The 16,453-nt window shown below is 55.3% G+C and carries 16 protein-coding genes; 6 read left to right on the top strand and 10 right to left on the bottom strand.

Annotated elements, in window-relative coordinates; translation table 11 throughout:
• Positions 1–68: 68 nt before the first annotated feature.
• A complete protein-coding gene (gene rpoD, locus HFM78_RS03190) occupies positions 69–1,208 on the top strand; it encodes an RNA polymerase sigma factor RpoD (protein WP_287127974.1) in 1,140 nt (379 codons plus the stop codon).
• A complete protein-coding gene (locus tag HFM78_RS03185) occupies positions 1,114–2,040 on the top strand; it encodes an Rpn family recombination-promoting nuclease/putative transposase (protein ID WP_287127973.1) in 927 nt (308 codons plus the stop codon). The genes rpoD and HFM78_RS03185 overlap by 95 nt, the downstream gene beginning before the upstream one ends.
• A 38-nt stretch (positions 2,041–2,078) precedes the next feature.
• On the opposite strand, the gene HFM78_RS03180 is transcribed toward HFM78_RS03185, so the two are convergent.
• Both HFM78_RS03180 and HFM78_RS03175 read right to left on the bottom strand, forming a co-directional pair.
• Complete coding sequence (locus HFM78_RS03180) at positions 2,079–3,077, bottom strand: ABC transporter ATP-binding protein (protein WP_287127972.1); 999 nt, start codon at positions 3,075–3,077, stop codon at positions 2,079–2,081.
• Positions 3,070–4,101: an ABC transporter ATP-binding protein gene (locus HFM78_RS03175; protein ID WP_287127971.1), complete on the bottom strand. Its 1,032-nt coding sequence runs from the start codon at positions 4,099–4,101 to the stop codon at positions 3,070–3,072. The genes HFM78_RS03180 and HFM78_RS03175 overlap by 8 nt, the downstream gene beginning before the upstream one ends.
• Positions 4,102–4,228: 127 nt before the next feature.
• On the opposite strand from HFM78_RS03175, the gene HFM78_RS03170 reads away from it, so the two are divergent.
• Genes HFM78_RS03170 through HFM78_RS03160 form a run of 3 tightly spaced genes read left to right on the top strand, consistent with a single transcriptional unit; the run spans position 4,229 to position 8,622 of the window.
• Positions 4,229–6,397, top strand: a complete 2,169-nt coding sequence (locus tag HFM78_RS03170; RefSeq protein WP_287127970.1) for a glycoside hydrolase family 57 protein — start codon at positions 4,229–4,231, stop codon at positions 6,395–6,397.
• Positions 6,390–7,043 (top strand): DNA-binding response regulator, encoded by a 654-nt coding sequence (locus HFM78_RS03165; protein ID WP_287127969.1) that lies wholly within the window; start codon positions 6,390–6,392, stop codon positions 7,041–7,043. Before HFM78_RS03170 ends, HFM78_RS03165 begins: the two co-directional genes overlap by 8 nt.
• Before the next feature lie 52 nt (positions 7,044–7,095).
• A complete protein-coding gene (locus HFM78_RS03160; RefSeq protein WP_287127968.1) occupies positions 7,096–8,622 on the top strand; it encodes an NAD(P)H-quinone oxidoreductase subunit N in 1,527 nt (508 codons plus the stop codon).
• Positions 8,623–8,743: 121 nt separating this feature from the next.
• Here HFM78_RS03160 and HFM78_RS03155 read toward each other — a convergent pair whose 3' ends face one another.
• The 8 genes from HFM78_RS03155 to miaB all read right to left on the bottom strand — a co-directional run bounded on the left by HFM78_RS03155 (position 8,744) and on the right by miaB (position 15,337).
• Complete coding sequence (locus tag HFM78_RS03155) at positions 8,744–9,658, bottom strand: cation diffusion facilitator family transporter (protein ID WP_287127967.1); 915 nt, start codon at positions 9,656–9,658, stop codon at positions 8,744–8,746.
• A gap of 275 nt (positions 9,659–9,933) precedes the next feature.
• Positions 9,934–11,208 (bottom strand): competence/damage-inducible protein A, encoded by a 1,275-nt coding sequence (locus HFM78_RS03150; protein WP_287127966.1) that lies wholly within the window; start codon positions 11,206–11,208, stop codon positions 9,934–9,936.
• Positions 11,205–11,774, bottom strand: a complete 570-nt coding sequence (gene rdgB, locus HFM78_RS03145) for an RdgB/HAM1 family non-canonical purine NTP pyrophosphatase (RefSeq protein WP_287127965.1) — start codon at positions 11,772–11,774, stop codon at positions 11,205–11,207. The genes HFM78_RS03150 and rdgB overlap by 4 nt, the downstream gene beginning before the upstream one ends.
• A 3-nt stretch (positions 11,775–11,777) precedes the next feature.
• On the bottom strand, positions 11,778–12,341 hold the full coding sequence (locus tag HFM78_RS03140; protein WP_287127964.1) for a Uma2 family endonuclease: 564 nt from the start codon (positions 12,339–12,341) through the stop codon (positions 11,778–11,780).
• 2 nt (positions 12,342–12,343) lie between these two features.
• On the bottom strand, positions 12,344–12,904 hold the full coding sequence (locus HFM78_RS03135) for a Uma2 family endonuclease (RefSeq protein ID WP_287127963.1): 561 nt from the start codon (positions 12,902–12,904) through the stop codon (positions 12,344–12,346).
• 2 nt (positions 12,905–12,906) lie between these two features.
• Positions 12,907–13,470, bottom strand: a complete 564-nt coding sequence (locus tag HFM78_RS03130; RefSeq protein ID WP_287127962.1) for a Uma2 family endonuclease — start codon at positions 13,468–13,470, stop codon at positions 12,907–12,909.
• A 3-nt stretch (positions 13,471–13,473) separates the two neighbouring features.
• Positions 13,474–14,034, bottom strand: coding sequence for a Uma2 family endonuclease (locus HFM78_RS03125; protein ID WP_287127961.1), 561 nt, complete (start codon positions 14,032–14,034; stop codon positions 13,474–13,476).
• 1 nt (position 14,035) lies between these two features.
• Positions 14,036–15,337: a tRNA (N6-isopentenyl adenosine(37)-C2)-methylthiotransferase MiaB gene (miaB, locus tag HFM78_RS03120; RefSeq protein ID WP_287127960.1), complete on the bottom strand. Its 1,302-nt coding sequence runs from the start codon at positions 15,335–15,337 to the stop codon at positions 14,036–14,038.
• A gap of 64 nt (positions 15,338–15,401) precedes the next feature.
• On the opposite strand from miaB, the gene HFM78_RS03115 reads away from it, so the two are divergent.
• Positions 15,402–16,453 (top strand): cell wall metabolism sensor histidine kinase WalK (locus HFM78_RS03115; protein WP_287127959.1); only part of this gene is annotated, 1,052 nt, incomplete at its 3' end.

Genomic DNA, 16,453 nt, shown 5'->3' with positions numbered 1-16,453 from the left:
TAGGATAATTCGGGTAAACTACCATACTAAGAACATTCATACCTACTGCCGTAGACCTAGGGGAAAACATGGTCCAGAAGCGTGATTTCAGTCCCCGCTCCCGCTCCTCAGCCCCGGCGTTATCTCTACCGGAATCCGTAACTGACGACACAGAATTTATTCCTGAAATATTCCTCGAACCTGACTTAATCCTGCCTGAAATTGAGCTAGAAGGTCCCTCTGTCACCCTCGGCGATAGGGGAGCGATAACCCGTGGGAATACCGACGATCTCATCCGTCTGTACCTCCAGGAAATCGGGCGCGTACCCCTGTTGAAAGTGCCCGAAGAGATCGAGTTAGCCCGTCAAATCAAATCCTGGCTAGAGCTCGAAGAGAAGCGGCGGCGGTTACGCAAAGTCTTGGGCTACCCGCCTACGGATAGTGAACTTGCCGAACACGTCGGTGAAGCTCCCGAGGCGGTCACCAAACAAGTGAAACGGGGCCAACGGGCCAAGGCGCACCTCATCAATGCCAACCTGCGGCTGGTCGTCTCCGTGGCGAAGAAGTACCAAGGCCGGGGTTTACCGCTCCTCGACTTGATCCAAGAGGGGACCTTGGGCTTGATTCGCGCTAGTGAGAAGTTTGATTACACGCGGGGTTTCAAGTTTTCCACCTATGCTACTTGGTGGATTCGGCAGGGGATCACCCGTGCGATTGCAATGCAAGCCCGCACGATTCGTCTGCCGGTCCATGTCGTCGAGAAAGTGAACAAAATCAAGAAGGCGACGCGGCACTTGTCCCAACAGTTGGGCCGCTCGCCCTCAGAGCATGAGATCGCTGAGGCTGTGGAGATGGATGTGGACCAGTTGCGCTTTGTGCGCCGCGCCATCCAGCTGCCCGTCTCCCTAGAGACTCCCGTGGGCCGGGAGGAAGATACAGCCTTGGGCGACTTAATCCAGGCCCAAGGCGATATGCCCGAGCAAGAAGTCATTCATTCCTTGATGCGCCAAGACCTCGAAGCCCTCCTCCAGACGCTCACCCCCCGTGAGCGCGATGTGTTGCGCTTGCGCTACGGCTTGGTGGATGGACGCAGCCGGACCTTAGATGAAGTAGGGCAATGCTTCACCCTTACTCGTGAACGTATCCGTCAAATCGAAGCCCGCGCCCTCCGCAAACTCCGCCACCCCCAACGCCTCCGCCGGGTCCGCGAGTACCTCGAAGGGCAATAATTACGCTAAACGGCAGGTGGAATATTGCTCAACTCCGATCCGGTATGCTCAGGGCATGGCCTACGATAATGTCTGTAAATTCCTTGCTGAATCCGACCCCCTGGCCTTTGCGCGGTGGTTCCTCGGCTCCCCCGTCCCATCTGTCACCCTCCTCAAAACTGAACTCCCCATCGAACCCATCCGCGCTGATTCTGTGGTTTTCCTGCAAATCGAGAACGCCATCCTGCACTTGGAATTCCAGACGCGCTACGACGTAGACCTACCGCTAAGAATGCTCGATTACTCTGTCCGGCTCTACCGCAAATACCGCTTACCCATTGTGCAAGGGGTAGTTCTGTTGTGTGAACCCTCGGCTGACACGGTGATTGAGACGGCTTTTGAGGTCGGGGAGACCTTGCATCATTACCGCGTGGTCAAGTTGTGGGAGGAGTCGCCGGGGAATTTTCTACAAGAGCCAACGCTATTACCTCTTGCCACCTTGACCTGTACCGAAGACCCGGAGCAACTGTTAGCGCAAGTTGCCCAAGCCATAACTGCGGTGGAAAACCGCGCTCAACGGTTAAACATCCTCGCCTGTGGGAAAGTGCTGGGTGGGCTACGATTCAAAGAGAGGCTACTCGACCGATGGCTGAAGGAGGACGTGGTGCAGGAATCCGTGATTTACCAGCGGTGGGTGCGTGAAGGGGCGGCTAAAGGCAAGTTAGAAGGCAAGTTAGAAGGCAAGTTAGAAGCGGTGCCAGCCCTTCGTGCCCGTGGCTTTGCTGAGGAAGAAATCACAGTAATTCTAGGTTTGACCCTAGAGCAGATCCAGTCGGTTCGCTCAGATACTTGAACTTTGTCAGCTAAATTGGTTTAATTCTGCACACTTAGTTAAGATTCAACGCTGACTTTCACGCCCTCGGGTTGGGTGTAGTGACAGACGGCCCAATGGGCAGGGTCTACATCTACACGGGGCGGGACTGTTTGACTACATAGCTCTGTGGCGGCGAAACAACGGGGGTGGAAAGGGCAACCACTGGGCGGATTAATGGGACTGGGTACATCTCCGGTGAGGCGGATGCGGTCCTTCTGGGGGTTGGTCGTCGCCTCGGGGATGGCGGAGAGGAGGGATTGGGTGTAGGGATGTTGGGGACTGCGGTATAGCTGCTCAGTAGGGGCCTGTTCGACAATCCGGCCTAGGTACATCACCGCCACTTCGTCACAGAGGTGCCGCACCACCGAGAGGTCATGGGAGATAAAGAGGAGCGTCAGGTTAAACCGTTCGCGCAGGTCAATGAGGAGATTTAAGACCTGGGCTTGGATACTGAGGTCTAGGGCACTAACAGGTTCATCACAGACCAAGAACTGTGGATTAACGGCTAGGGCGCGGGCAATCCCGATACGTTGGCGTTGACCGCCGGAGAATTCGTGGGGATAGCGACTGCTGGCACTGTTCGGGAGGCCGACGGTCTCTAGAAGCTCTTGGACACGGGCGGTGCGTTGGGTTTTGGTCAGGTCTTTGAGGTGAATCGTCATGCCCTCGGCGATGATGTCCCCGATATCCAGCCGGGGATTGAGGGAACTGTAGGGGTCCTGAAAGACGATCTGGGCTTTGGCACGGAAGTTGAGCAGTTCGCTTGGACTCGCTTGGAGCATATCTTGGCCCTGGAAGAGGACCCGGCCTCCGGTGGCGGGAGTGAGCCGGAGGATGGCTTTGCCGATGGTGGTCTTCCCACAACCGGATTCACCCACTAGACCCAAGGTCCGCCCCGGTGCCAAACTGAAATTCACCCCGTCCACGGCCTTCACCTGACCGACGACTTGGCGGAGGATACCTTTACGGATGGGGAAATAGACTTGGAGACCTTCGACCTTGAGCAGTTCAGACATGAGCGTTCACCCCGGTATAGAGATGGCAAGCCACCTGGACCCCATCGGCCTGGGGTAAAAGTAACGGTTCGAGGCCGGCACAGGGGGCGAAACGGTGGGGACAGCGGGTATTGAAACGGCAACCCGTGGGGAAGTTGGTGGATTCCGGGACCGTGCCCTCAATCGTACAGAGCTTCTGGCCCCTGGCTTGGCGACCGGGCAGACTGGCGAAAAGACCCTGGGTATAGGGGTGGCGGCTGTGGTTAAAAACTTGCTGGACACTGCCGCGCTCGACGACTTTCCCGGCATACATGACCGCCACTTCATCTGCCATCTGTGCCACCACGCCTAAATCGTGGGTGATGAGCAGGACCGCCATACCGAACTCGCGCTGGAGGTCTTTTAATAAGTCCAGAATTTGTGCCTGGATCGTTACATCTAGGGCCGTTGTCGGTTCATCGGCAATCAGGACATCGGGTTTACAGGCTAAGGCAATGGCAATCATCACCCGTTGGCGCATCCCGCCAGAGAGTTGGTGCGGATATTCATCCAGTCGGGCCTCGGGGCTGGGGATGCCCACTTTTTTGAACATCTCTAGGGCGACTTGGCGGGCGGCCTGCCCCCTGAGGCCCTGGTGTAACTGGACTACTTCCATCAACTGGTCGCCCACGGTGTAGACCGGATTCAGAGAGGTCAGCGGTTCCTGGAAGATCATCGTGATCTTAGAACCCCGGTAGGGCCGCATCTGGGCTTCGGGGAGCGCAAGGAGGTCCTTGTTATCAAAGAGAATTTCACTGCCCTGGGTCACAGGCACACCATCTAGGACATCCCCAGAGCGGACCACCCAACCAGCGGGTTTGGGGACGAGCCGAATGACGGAGAGCGCGGTGGCAGATTTCCCACAGCCTGACTCTCCTAACAGGGCCAAAGTTTGACCCCGCCTCAGGTCAAAGGAAATGTCGTCTACAGCGCGGGAAAGTCCATTGCGGGTACGGTAATAGGTACGCAGGTGTTTGACCTGGAGGACGGGGACGGTGGGGTTCATCAGGTGGCGAGTTTGGACAGGGGTACTTTAACGCAAAGCCCGTCTTGCAATCGTAGTCTATGGACATTTATTCAGTATTTTTGTTCCCGAGCATTAGTTAACATTAGGTTTGCAATTGGGAATGTCCATGGCTCCACTCTATGTTGCCCTAATCTGGCATCAGCACCAGCCCATGTACAAAAGTGCCCTGACCGGGCAGTACCTGATGCCTTGGGTGCGTTTACATGGCACCAAAGATTATCTAGATATGGCCCTTTTGCTCGAACGGTACCCCAAGCTACACCAGACGATTAACCTCGTCCCCTCTTTGATTCAGCAAATTGAGGAGACCGCCAAGGGCAAGGCCCGTGATCCTTGGCTGGAGTGCTTGACCGCCCCGGTCTTGGACCGGGAACAGAAGCTTTTTGTCCTGCAACGTTTCTTTGATGCCCACTGGGAGCGGATGGTCAAGCCCTACCCGCGTTACGCGCAACTGCTCGACTTGACCCAGGAAAAGGGGATTAGTTGGTGCCTTGCTCACTGGAGTGACAGTGACTTCTCAGATCTATTGGTCTGGCATAACCTCTGCTGGTTCGACCCAATTTTCCAGGAAGAGGACCCCCAGATTCGCAAATGGATGACTAAGGGCCAAGGATTCACCTTGGCGGAACGCCTAGCCATCTACAGCAAACAAAAGAGCATTCTCAGCAAGATCCTGCCTAAACACCGGGAACTCCAGGAGCGCGGTCAACTCGAACTGACGACCACACCCTATACCCACCCGATTTTGCCCCTGTTGGCGGACTCCGCATCGGCCCGGGTCGCCAGCCCCCATATGCAGCTACCCCACCAGCCCTACCAGTGGCCCCAGGATGTAGATATCCACCTGGAACGAGCCCAACTGATGTACAAGAAACGCTTTGGGGCCGCCGCACGCGGGTTGTGGCCCTCGGAGCAGTCGGTCAGCCCCGCTATCATCCCGGCAGTGTGCAAACAGGGCTTCCAGTGGCTGATCAGTGATGAGGGGGTTTTGAGTCGGTCCCTGGGCACCCACTGGGAGCGGGACCTCTACGGGCATATTTTGCAGGCGGACCAACTCTATCGGCCTTACCAGATCACGACTCCAGCGGGACCCATCCAGATGATCTTCCGGGACCGTCGGCTCTCGGACTTGATGGGGTTTCGTTATAGCGATATGAATGCCCAGACCGCCGCCCGTGATTTTATCGAACAACTTGAAGCGGTCCAACGTCGGCTAGAGGCCCAGGAAGTCACCGACCAGCCCCACCTCGTCACGATTGCCCTGGATGGCGAGAACTGCTGGGAGTATTACGAGCGCGATGGATTGCCCTTTTTACAGACGCTCTACCAGATGCTTAGTGACCACCCCTACCTCAAGCTGGTGACGGTCTCCGAGTACCTGACCCAGTTCCCGCCCACGGACACGATCCCTGTCGAAAAATTACACAGCGGTTCCTGGATCAACAGCGATTTTGCGATCTGGATTGGCGACCCGATTAAAAACAAAGCTTGGGAACTCCTGACTGAGGCCCGCGAACTAATTAGCCAACACCCCAATCCGCCCAAGGCCGCCCTGGAAGCTCTCTGGGCCGCCGAGGGCTCCGACTGGTTCTGGTGGTTCGGTAAACCCCACTCCTCCCAGCACGACTACCTCTTTGACCAGCTATTTCGAGAACATCTCCAGGCCATCTACACGACCCTGGGCAGACCCGTCCCCGCCGCCCTGCTTGAACCCCTCGAAAAACCCCAACAACTTTTCCGGCAGATGCCGACACCCAACCTGGACGGTCTGGGTACGGACCCAGTTTGGCAACAGGCGATGAGCGTGGACCTAGGGACGACGCGGGGGACGATGTATCAGAATGTGCCAATTTCCCGGCTTTATTACGGGATGAACACCCACCAGCTTTTTGTGCGCTTAGACTGGCGCGAGCGGCCCGAGCGGGTGGATTTCTTCTTCTATCATCCGGGCAAAACTCAGCTAACCAGCCTGATTCCCTACCCGATGTCCGAGGCTCCCTATAACTATCGGTTCTGTCACCAACTGAGCGTATTCAAGGGTCTCAGTTTGTTGCAGGCTAGGGAGTACGACCAGTGGTTCTCCCAGGAAGTGAACGCTTGTTATGGCTTGGCAGATTGTTTGGAACTCGCTATTCCCTGGCAGGATTTGGAGCTTGTCGTCGGGGAGCGGGTCTGCTGGGTGGTTTTGGTCCATTTCGCTGACCAGCGGATTTTACCCGTATTAAATGGTGTGATTGAAATGGAGATCCCTCAGGATTGGCAGCGTGATGGCTAACCTACTGTTTTGGGTCGTTGAAGACCATCCCGAGGTGGCGAAAAATAACCGTGAATGGCTGCTCAAGGTGGATGAACAGGCCCGCTGCGAGACGATAGCCGACCCCCAACGGGCCCAACAACGGTTGGAGACCAGTCAACCAGACCTCTTGGTGGCGGATCTCCTCTATGGGCAGACCAATGGCGAACAGTCTGCTCAGCCGGGCTTGGACTTGCTGCGTTATATCTTTAAACACCAACCCCAGCTAAACCTGCTGGTCTACTCCAGTGAACCCTTACTCCTGTCGCCCCTTGCGGAGGAACTGAGCAAACATGAGGGCGGGTTGGTGGCGGTTAACAAGATGGACCGCCGCAGTCATTTCGTCGAGGGGGCCAAGACGGCTTTAGCGGGTCAACTGAAACTACCCCGCGAACTGCGTTCTCTAGTCAAGCTGACGGAGCGTGAACGGGTAATTTTGCAGCTTATCTGTCAGGAGAGCTTGACGGACCAAGCCGTCGCCGAGCGCATTTATACCAGCAAAAAAACCGTCCAGAACTGCGTCCAACGCCTCAAAGAAAAGCTCGGTATTCCTCTGGAAGAGGATTCCAGTAATAGTCGGGTGGCCTTGTGCATGGAAGCAGTGCGCCGCAAACTGATGGCCCTCTAGGGTTGTTGGTCGAACTCAAGTAAAATGTCCCCTAGCGAAGGTACCCGGACCCATGCCCATTGACGTTTCACTGTTGAATGTGGGGGCCATCTGGCCTGAAATCATTGTCACGCTGACCATCCTCACGCTCATGGTGGTGGACCTCATCGGTGGTCAACGGGTCGCTAAACAACTGGCGGGACTCGCGCTGCTCGGGTTGGGGTTGAGCGCGGTGGTGATTGTTTACCAATTGCTGCTCCAACTGGGCTTAATCGGTGGCCCCGTCCCGCCCACGGAGTCCTTTTTGGGCAGTTTCACGGGTGACCCGCTGAGTCTGGTCTTCCGGGGGATCGTGGTCCTCTCTAGTACCCTAGCTATCTTGATGGCGGAGCGGTATATGTACCAATCTGGGGCGCAGGTGGCGGAGTTCTACACGCTGCTGCTGGGGGCGACCCTGGGGGGAATGTTACTCTCGGGCTCGACGGAGATGGTGATGATCTTCATTGCCCTAGAGACTTTGAGTATTTCGAGTTATTTACTTGCGGGTTATACCAAGTTGGATTCGCGCTCTAACGAAGCCTCTTTGAAATACTTACTCGTTGGTTCAGCGAGTGCGGCGGTGTTCCTTTATGGGATGTCGCTCTTGTATGGACTATCTGGGGGCGAAACTAAGCTCACGGCGATTGCACCCCGGATTGTGGACATGGGCTTCCCGGCGTTGCTGGCCTTGGTCTTGGTGGTGGCGGGGATTAGTTTTAAACTCGCGGTGGTGCCCTTTCACCAGTGGACCCCGGATGTGTACGAGGGTGCGCCCACGCCCGTCGTCGCGTTCCTCTCCGTCGGTTCCAAGGCGGCGGGGTTTGCCCTGGCAATCCGGTTTATGACCGAGGCGTTCCCGGCTTACACGCTCCAGTGGCAGACTTTGTTTGCAGGGTTGGCGATTCTCAGTATGGTCCTAGGAAATATTGTGGCGATTGCCCAGACTTCGCTCAAGCGGCTTTTGGCCTATTCCTCGATTGCCCAGGCGGGTTATCTCTTGATTGGGCTGGCGATTGGGACGGTGGATGGCTATGCCAGCCTGATGTTTTACCTGATTACCTATCTGTTTATGAACCTAGGAGCCTTTGCAGCAGCAACGCTGTTCACGCTCAAGACCGGAAGTGATGATATCTCAGCCTTCAGCGGTCTCTGGCGTAAGGACCCGTTCTTGGCGGTCTGCCTGAGTGTCTTCCTGCTTTCCCTGGCAGGGATTCCACCTTTTGCGGGGTTCTTCGGCAAGATTTATCTGTTCTGGGCAGCGTTCCAGGCCGGAGCTTACACACTCCTCTTCGTCGGTCTCGTGACCAGTGTGGCCTCCATGTATTACTACCTGCGGGTGGTCAAACCGATGGTGGTCCGCCCCATGTCTCCTGAAGTAGAGGCCTACCCCGCGACCAACTGGGAACTGCCGGGGATGCGCTCCTTACAGGTGGCCCTCGGGGTCTCCGTGGTCGCTACGGTCATCGTCGGGATCATCTCCAACCCCATCGTCAGCCTCATGAACGAATCTATTGCCCGTACCCCGCCCTTACAAACGGCCAAGCAACTCTCTCAAAAGTGAATTAGAGCAATCAGATGTAGAGGAGTGTTCCTTTGTGCAAGGTCTGTTGCTCAAAATACGATGGCGGGTTCCTACCCTCACGGGCTGTTGAAAGCAGTGCAAACCACGAACTCCCCTCTCATCAGGACACTCGATTCACCCGGTCCAACCCCAAATCCGCCCAAGAAGCCGGGTCTTCCAACGGTTCTAAATGCGTCGTAATCATCGTATTCGGTAGTACTGCCACGATTGCCGCCTCAATCTCCTCACTCAAATCATGGCCCTGCTGGATGGTCCAAGCCCCCGGCACCAACAGATGAAAAGAGACAAATCGCCGCACCCCCGCCGTCCGCGTCCGCAAGGCATGGAACTCCACACCACGCTCTCGATAGGTCCGCAACGTATCGATGATGAGCTTTTGTTCATTGTCCGGTAAAGCGCGGTCCAACAAGGCCGAGAGTGTTTTCTGTAACATCTGAAACCCAGCCCAAGCAATATTCGCCGCCACCCCCAGGGCAATCAACGGGTCCAGGACTACCCAGCCCGTCAGTTGGACCAGAAATAATCCCAGAATAACCCCCACCGAAGTCCAGACATCCGTAAACAGATGGACCGCATCAGCTTGGAGTGTGACCGAGCGCAACTGCTGCCCCGCTCGCCAGAGGACCCAACCCACCCCGCCGTTGATCAGCGAAGCCACCACCGAAAGCCCCAGCCCCAAGCCCAACTCCGCCAAGGGTTGGGGCTGTTGGAGGCGGTCTAGGGCCGCCCAGGCAATACTGACCGCCGCCACTAGGATGAGGGCACTTTCGAGACCACTAGAGAAATACTCCGCCTTGGAGTGTCCGTAGGGATGCTCAGCATCAGGGGGTAACGCCGCATAGGTGATCGCCCAAAAAACGGCTAGAGCCGCAATGAGATTCACCACCGACTCTGCTGCATCCGAGAGCAGACCGACCGAGTTAGTAGAGAGGTACGCCCCAGACTTCAGCCCAATGGTCAAGAGGGCCGCCGCAATCGAGAGTAGTGCGTAGGCACGGATGGGCAGAGTAGGCATCACAACCTCAAACACCAAAGGCGTGGAATACTGGAGTCCACGCCTTCATGATCACTATTCAATTGAAGCAAAACTAGATACCTAGGAGCGACGTTGCCGGGGATTATGCCCCTCGCGAGAACGTACTGGGATGGGAACTAGTCCAGGTTGCGGCGCGGGAGAGAGCAATTCAGTTATTTCTTCCAACAATTCCCGGACCTTCTGAATGGCTTTTTTCATGGGTGTTGCAGTGGTTGAGTGCGCCTGATATTCCAAGTATAAACGGGGGTTCTGGGTCATGGATCATCCCGAGAGGTAAATTTTGCGTAAATTTCACGGCGCAGTACATCCAAGGCACTATAGGCACTGAGTCGGCGGATGAAGTCCCGGCTCTGGTTACTCCCGAAGCGGTATTCCCGTTGGCTGAGTGATGACCCTTGGACCAACGCTAGATACACCAACCCCACCGGTTTACTGGCAGTCCCGCCCCCCGGCCCAGAAATCCCTGTTAGCCCCAAGCCCCAGTCACTGCCCAACAATTGCTGTACGCCCAGGGCCATTTGCTGAGCTACTCCGGGACTGACTGCTCCCACTTGGGTAATTAACTGGGCATCTACCCCCAACAAATCAGTTTTCACCTTGTCGGCATAGGCGATGACCCCGCCTTGAAAGTAGTGTGAACTGCCCACAACCCCGCTCAATAGTTGCCCGACTAGCCCCCCAGTACAGGACTCCGCTACGGCTACGGTCTGCCCGTGTTGGGTAAGTAAGGCCCCCACCGCTCCAGGTAGGGTTTCTTCACCCATGCCGAAGTAATCCAACCCGGCGAGGGTCTTCAGTTCACTAATCACCGGGGCCATCAGGACATGGGCAGCGGCTTCATTGGCGGCACAGGCCGTAACCCGTAACTGCACTTCCCCACCCTGGGCATAGGGCGCGACCGTCGGATTTTCACCACCCAAGAGATGCTGAACCCGCTGGGCCAAAGTCGCCTCTCCCACGCCCCAGAACCGGAGGAGTCGGCTGGTAATCACCTGCTGGCCCCAGCCGAGGTTTTGTAAGTACGGTACAGCCGTGGCTTGCCACATCCGGGTCATCTCCTGGGGCACCCCCGGAAAGGTCAAGATGTGCAACCCCGGTTTGGCTTCCCAACAGACCCCCACAGCAGTCCCCCAGGAATTAGGTAAAACCCTTGCCCCTCGGGGTAACTGGCACTGTTTACGTTGGATTACCGTAGCAACTCGGCCCCGTGACTGGAATTTGGCCTGGAGGTCTGCCCATAGACCGGGCGGTTCGACTAGAGGGACACCGAAATAACTGGCTAAGCTTTCGTGGGTTAAGTCATCGGGGGTAGGACCCAGCCCGCCCGTGAGGACCAAGACCCCGGCCCGGTCCTCAGCTACTCTGAGGGCCTGATGAAGCCGGGTTTTATTGTCCCCGACCACGGTTTGGAAGTAATGGGGGATGCCCAAACGGGCGAGTTCGTTAGCGAGGTACTGGGCGTTGGTATTAAGGATTTGCCCTAGTAATAGTTCAGTACCCACACAGAGGACTTCAGCATTACGGTTCATAGGGTCGCCAGGGTCTGGAGGGTGGGCAAGAGCCGCCGGAGAGCTTGTCCCCGGTGGCTGACCTGTTGCTTCTGGGCGATGGTCAATTCAGCCAGGGTCAAGCCCAAGGGCGGGTAATAAAAAACCGGGTCATAGCCAAACCCCCCGGTTCCGCGAGGAGCGAGCAGAATCTTCCCATCACAGATACCTTCCACCTCAACCAGGATTTCTTGGGGCGATGCGAGGACCATACTGGTGATAAATCGAGCGCGGCGGTCCTGGGTATCTGTTAGAGCCAGCAGTAATTTTTGGAGACGCTCCTGGTCACTCTGCCCCCAGCGTGCCGAATAAAGACCGGGCTGACCATCTAGGGCAAAGACTTCTAAACCCGAATCATCCCCCACCGCCCAATGTCCCGTCGCTTGGGCCACCGTGAGAGCTTTAAGTCGAGCATTTTCCAAAAAAGTCGCTCCGGTCTCCTCAATTTCTAACCCCTCCGGTTTGGGTAAGATGTCCCAACCCGTCAGGAATTCGCGTAATTCCCGGACTTTACCTGGGTTCCCGGTGGCAAGAATAAGGGTGGACATGGGCTAGATTCCCCGCAGGATTTGGTCAGGCCTTAAGGTCAATTCCGCAAACGTAGGCGAAACAAGGCTTGCTTGACCTGTAAATTCATAGACATCGTAGAAGCCTTCTTCTAGTTGCAAGATAGAGCTTTTTTGCGCTAAGAGGTCCACAATCCAATATTCGGGAATTCCAACGGCAGCATATTCACTACGTTTGGTGCGGTAATCGCGGCGGATAGATTCAGGACTAACAATTTCAACTACCAGCAACGGCGGAGTTGTGAGAATTGCTGCGATATTTTCAATCACTTGAGCTTGTTCCAGGGTTAGCACACAGAGGTCAGGGATACGAACTCGTCGTTCTGTAGTCTGCACGCCCACGTCGCCCAAACCCAATTCCCAAGCCTGTCCTAAGCGTTGGATTTCACCTGCTAAAAGACGGGCTAGGTAAAAGATAATCCGTCCATGTTGACGTGTCGCCGGGGTCATCGGGTATAACTCCCCATCCACCCATTCATACCGAATGTCTGTCCCGTCGTCATAGCTCAAGTATTCCTCGAAAGTTAATTGTTGCGTGGTTTGGGTCATGGTTAGACTCCTTGAAGAATCTGGTTAGCTGTTAACATTAGTTCAGCAAACAGTGGCGAAATAATCCGCTCTTGGCCCGTGAATTCGCGCACATCATAGAAGCCTTCTACTAGTTGCAAGATAGAGACTTTCTGCGCTAGGGGGTCCACAATCCAATATTCGGTAATTTCAAACGTGGCATATTCACTACGTTTAGTACGATAATCGCGGCTGATAGATTCAGGACTGACAATTTCGACGACTAATAAAGGGGGAGTCGTGAGAATAGCCGCTTCATTCCTGGCAAGGGCGGGACGTTCTTGAAAAATACAGAGGTCAGGAAGTCTGACCCTTTGTTGCATAGTCCGTACGCCTAAACCATCTTCATAAGGCTCCCAACCCAGCCCTTGACGCTGAATTTCTAAATAGAATTGGAGAAACAAAAATCTCATGATGCTCTTGTGCCCCCAACTCGCTGGAGTCATCGGGTACAACTCCCCATCCACCCATTCACACCGAACGTCCGTCCCATCGTCATAGCTCAGGTACTCCTCGAAAGTTAATTGTTGCGTGGTTCGGGTCATGGTTAGACTCCCCGGAGTATCTGGTCAGCCGTTAGCGTTAATTCAGTGAACGTGGGTGAAACAATTCTCTCTTGGCCTGTAAATTCACACACATCATAGAAGCCTTCTTCTAGTTGTAGGATAGAGATTTTCTGCTCCAAGGGGTCCACAATCCAATACTCAGGAATCGCAAGGGCGGCGTACTCAGTGCGTTTAGTGCGGTAATCACGACGAACGGATTCAGGACTAATGATTTCAGCTATGAGTAACGGGGGAGTTATGAGAATTGCCGCAACATTTTCAATCGCTTGGGCTTGTTCGAGCGTCATCACACAAAGGTCAGGAATCCGTACCCGTCGCTCTGCGGTCCGCATCCCCACGTCATTTAAACGCACCTGCCAATCCAAGCTCCGACGCTGAATTTCCAGATAAAGTTGAATTAACAGAAACACTGCGATAGTTCCGTGTTTGCCCATTGCTGGAGTCATGGCGTACAACTCCCCATCCACCAACTCATAGCGCACATCTGTCCCGTCGTCATAGCTTAGGTATTCCTCGAAAGTTAACTGTTGCTTGGTTTGGGTCATGGGTTAAACTCCCTGGAGTATCTGGTCAGCCGTTAGCGTCAGTTTAGTAAACATGGGTGAAATAATCTGCTCTTGGCCTGTAAATTCGCGCACATCATAGAAGCCTTCTTCCAGTTGCAGAATAGAGACTTTTTGCGCTAGGGGGTCTACTATCCAATACTCAGGAATCTCAAACGTAGCGTATTCACTGCGTTTAGTGCGGTAATCACGACGAACGGATTCAGGACTAACGATTTCAACTGCGAGTAATGGCGGAGTCGTGAGAATAGCCGCTTCACGCTTAGCCATTGAGAGTTGTTCTTCAAAAACACAGAGGTCAGGAAGCCGTACCCGTTGTTGAATCGTGCGTACCCCCACACCGTTTTGACGCACTTGCCAAGCTAAGCCCTGACGCTGAATTTCCAGATAGAGTTGAACAAATAAAAATGCCACGATGCTTTCATGTCCCCAACTTGCCGGAGTCATGGCGTACAACTCCCCATGCACCCATTCATAGTGCGTATCTGTTCCGTCGTCATAGCTCAGGTATTCCTCGAAAGTTAACTGTTGCTTGGTTTGGGTCATCTCATACCTCCTGGATACCTGTCAAACTGAACGTCCGGGCTTCGGTAATTCGTACCGGGATAATCTGTCCGCGCAAGGCTTGGTAATCACCGGGTAAAAATACTAACCGATTCGAGTAAGTGCGGCCCTGGACTTGGGTCGGGTCCTTGGGATTGAGAGCATCTACCAAGACGGGTTCGACGCGGCCTAGGTAAGTTTGTGAACAGTTGTAGGCACTTTGGGCCACGGCGCGGTTCAGGCGTTGGAGGCGGTCGGTCTTGACGTCTTCGGGGATTTGGTGGGGCCAACTCGCGGCGGGGGTGCCCGGTCGGGGTGAGTAGGCGGCGGTATTCACTAACTCAAACTGTAAATCCTCTACCAACTGCACGGTATTGAGAAACTGTTCTTCCGTCTCTTCCGGAAACCCGACAATCGCATCCCCACTAATGGCAGCGGTAGGGATATATTCGCGGACCTTGGCAATGATAGTGCGGTACCGTTCATGGGAATAACCCCGCGCCATCCGGCTCAGGACTTGATTGTCCCCGGACTGAAACGGGATATGGAAATGATTACAAACCTTAGGTAACTCGGCACAGGTACGGATTAATTCTTCAGTAAAATAACGCGGGTGGGAGGTGGCGAAACGAATCCGTTCAATATTGGGGACATCGTGGATGACCGTGAGCAGATGGGCTAAATTCGTGCTAATATCTCGCCCGTAGGCATCAATATTCTGACCGAGCAGGGTAATCTCTTGGTAGCCCCGCTCACCCAACCCCAATACTTCCTGGTAGATGGCCTCCGGGGTCCGCGATTGCTCTACGCCCCGCGTGTAGGGAACAATGCAATAGGTGCACCGCTCATTACAACCGTAAATCACATTCACCCAGGCAGAAATATCGCTTTGACGGCGGGGTTGGATGGCATCCTCGGGGATATCGCGCCAATCCGTTGCTACTACCTGTTCGCCATCGTTAGCCCGTGCCAAAAGTTCAGCTAACTGGTCGGCGTGCTGTGGTCCCATGACAATATCCAACTCGGGGACGCGGCGCAGCAGTTTGGCCCCCTCTTGCTGGGCGACACAACCAGCCACGACCAGAGTCAAGGCAGGGTTGCGGTGTTTGCGTTGGGCATGGATACCCAGGTAGGAATACATCTTCTGTTCGGCCCCATCGCGGATCGAGCAGGTGTTGAGAATAACTAAGTCCGCGTCTTCCTCGGTGGCCTCGTAGCCCAGGCTCTCCAAGATACCCGCCATACGTTCGGAGTCGGCCTTGTTCATCTGACAGCCGAAGGTGGTGATCTGGTAACGCTGGGACATGGCTAGACTCAATAGATAGGCTAATCCAGTGTACCGCGCTGGTTTAGGGCAAGTAGGAACGCCCATGTTTCAAAGGACACGCCAAAAACTCGCCCTCGGCTATACGGCGGTCATGGCAGCAATTCTGGTCGGTTTCGGCTATGGCCTGACCCTATTTTTGCAAGCGGTCCTCTTGCAGGGGGTAGATAGTGCCTTGGCGCAAACGGCCCAAGAAGTGGAGCGGTCCTTACCTGTTCAGCTAAGGGGCCAACGCTGGGAAGTGCTGGTACAGTCGCCTTTTTTTCAACCGGGCGGAGCTTATTATGTGCAGTGGTTCACCCCGGAGCAGCAGTTGGCCCGTTCGACCCTGGAGGGTTACACCGTCCCGCTCACCCCGCGTCTGGACTACCAGACCATCCGCACTGACCAACGGTACCGCCAACTTACCCGGCCCTGGGTGTACGAGGGGCAGACCTTGGGCTACTTGCGGGTGATGCAGTCTTTGACCCAGCTTGACCGGGTGTTGGAGCAGCTTAGTTGGAGCTTGTGGTTGGGGATTCCCTTGACGATTGTGGTAATTGGCGGCGGGGGCTGGGTCCTAGCAGGGGTGGCGATGGCACCGATTCGGGCGGCTTTTGACCAGTTACAACAGTTCACCGCCGATGCTTCCCACGAGCTACGGACCCCGATTGCGGCAATCCAGACCAATGCTCAAGTATTGCTGGGGACGGAGGCGACGACAGAGGATTATCAGCGCGGGTTGGAGTCCATTGAGCGGATGAGTCGGCGCATGGGCAGTCTGGTCAATGACCTTTTATTTTTGGTCCGCAACGACCAACCCGCGCCCACCGGGACGGCCCAGGCGGTGAACTTAGGGGAATTGCTCCAGCAAGTGAGCGAGGAACAAACTCCTGTCGCGCAAAAAGCGGGGATTCATCTGGAATTGAAGATTCTCCAAAACGGTCTTGTCCAGGGTGAGCCAGACCAACTGGCGCGGTTGGTTCTCAACTTGCTCAGTAACGCGCTTTGCTATACCCCACGGGGGGGCCGGGTGGGATTGGGGCGTGGGAGGACAATGGTCAGGGCGCGGGGAGCCAGGGGTGGAGGGGGAGGAGGGGGACAGGCGAGAGAAAGGTG

This window comes from Candidatus Cyanaurora vandensis, from assembly GCF_013285555.1.
GTDB classification, from domain to species: Bacteria; Cyanobacteriota; Cyanobacteriia; order Gloeobacterales; family Anthocerotibacteraceae; genus Cyanaurora; species Cyanaurora vandensis.
Note: the sequence above shows the minus strand (reverse complement) of the source record. Positions and strands in the feature narration are given on the sequence as shown.

Excerpts from the sequence above, each read along its gene's own strand:
- HFM78_RS03165 (WP_287127969.1), top strand. The coding sequence starts at position 6,390 with ATGGCTAACCTACTGTTTTGGGTCGTTGAAGACCATCCCGAGGTGGCG.
- HFM78_RS03135 (WP_287127963.1), bottom strand. The coding sequence starts at position 12,904 with ATGACCCGAACCACGCAACAATTAACTTTCGAGGAGTACCTGAGCTAT.
- HFM78_RS03140 (WP_287127964.1), bottom strand. The coding sequence starts at position 12,341 with ATGACCCAAACCACGCAACAATTAACTTTCGAGGAATACTTGAGCTAT.
- HFM78_RS03125 (WP_287127961.1), bottom strand. The coding sequence starts at position 14,034 with ATGACCCAAACCAAGCAACAGTTAACTTTCGAGGAATACCTGAGCTAT.
- HFM78_RS03160 (WP_287127968.1), top strand. The coding sequence starts at position 7,096 with ATGCCCATTGACGTTTCACTGTTGAATGTGGGGGCCATCTGGCCTGAA.
- HFM78_RS03180 (WP_287127972.1), bottom strand. The coding sequence starts at position 3,077 with ATGTCTGAACTGCTCAAGGTCGAAGGTCTCCAAGTCTATTTCCCCATC.
- HFM78_RS03170 (WP_287127970.1), top strand. The coding sequence starts at position 4,229 with ATGGCTCCACTCTATGTTGCCCTAATCTGGCATCAGCACCAGCCCATG.
- HFM78_RS03155 (WP_287127967.1), bottom strand. The coding sequence starts at position 9,658 with ATGCCTACTCTGCCCATCCGTGCCTACGCACTACTCTCGATTGCGGCG.
- HFM78_RS03150 (WP_287127966.1), bottom strand. The coding sequence starts at position 11,208 with ATGAACCGTAATGCTGAAGTCCTCTGTGTGGGTACTGAACTATTACTA.
- HFM78_RS03175 (WP_287127971.1), bottom strand. The coding sequence starts at position 4,101 with ATGAACCCCACCGTCCCCGTCCTCCAGGTCAAACACCTGCGTACCTAT.
- rdgB (WP_287127965.1), bottom strand. The coding sequence starts at position 11,774 with ATGTCCACCCTTATTCTTGCCACCGGGAACCCAGGTAAAGTCCGGGAA.
- miaB (WP_287127960.1), bottom strand. The coding sequence starts at position 15,337 with ATGTCCCAGCGTTACCAGATCACCACCTTCGGCTGTCAGATGAACAAG.
- HFM78_RS03130 (WP_287127962.1), bottom strand. The coding sequence starts at position 13,470 with ATGACCCAAACCAAGCAACAGTTAACTTTCGAGGAATACCTAAGCTAT.
- rpoD (WP_287127974.1), top strand. The coding sequence starts at position 69 with ATGGTCCAGAAGCGTGATTTCAGTCCCCGCTCCCGCTCCTCAGCCCCG.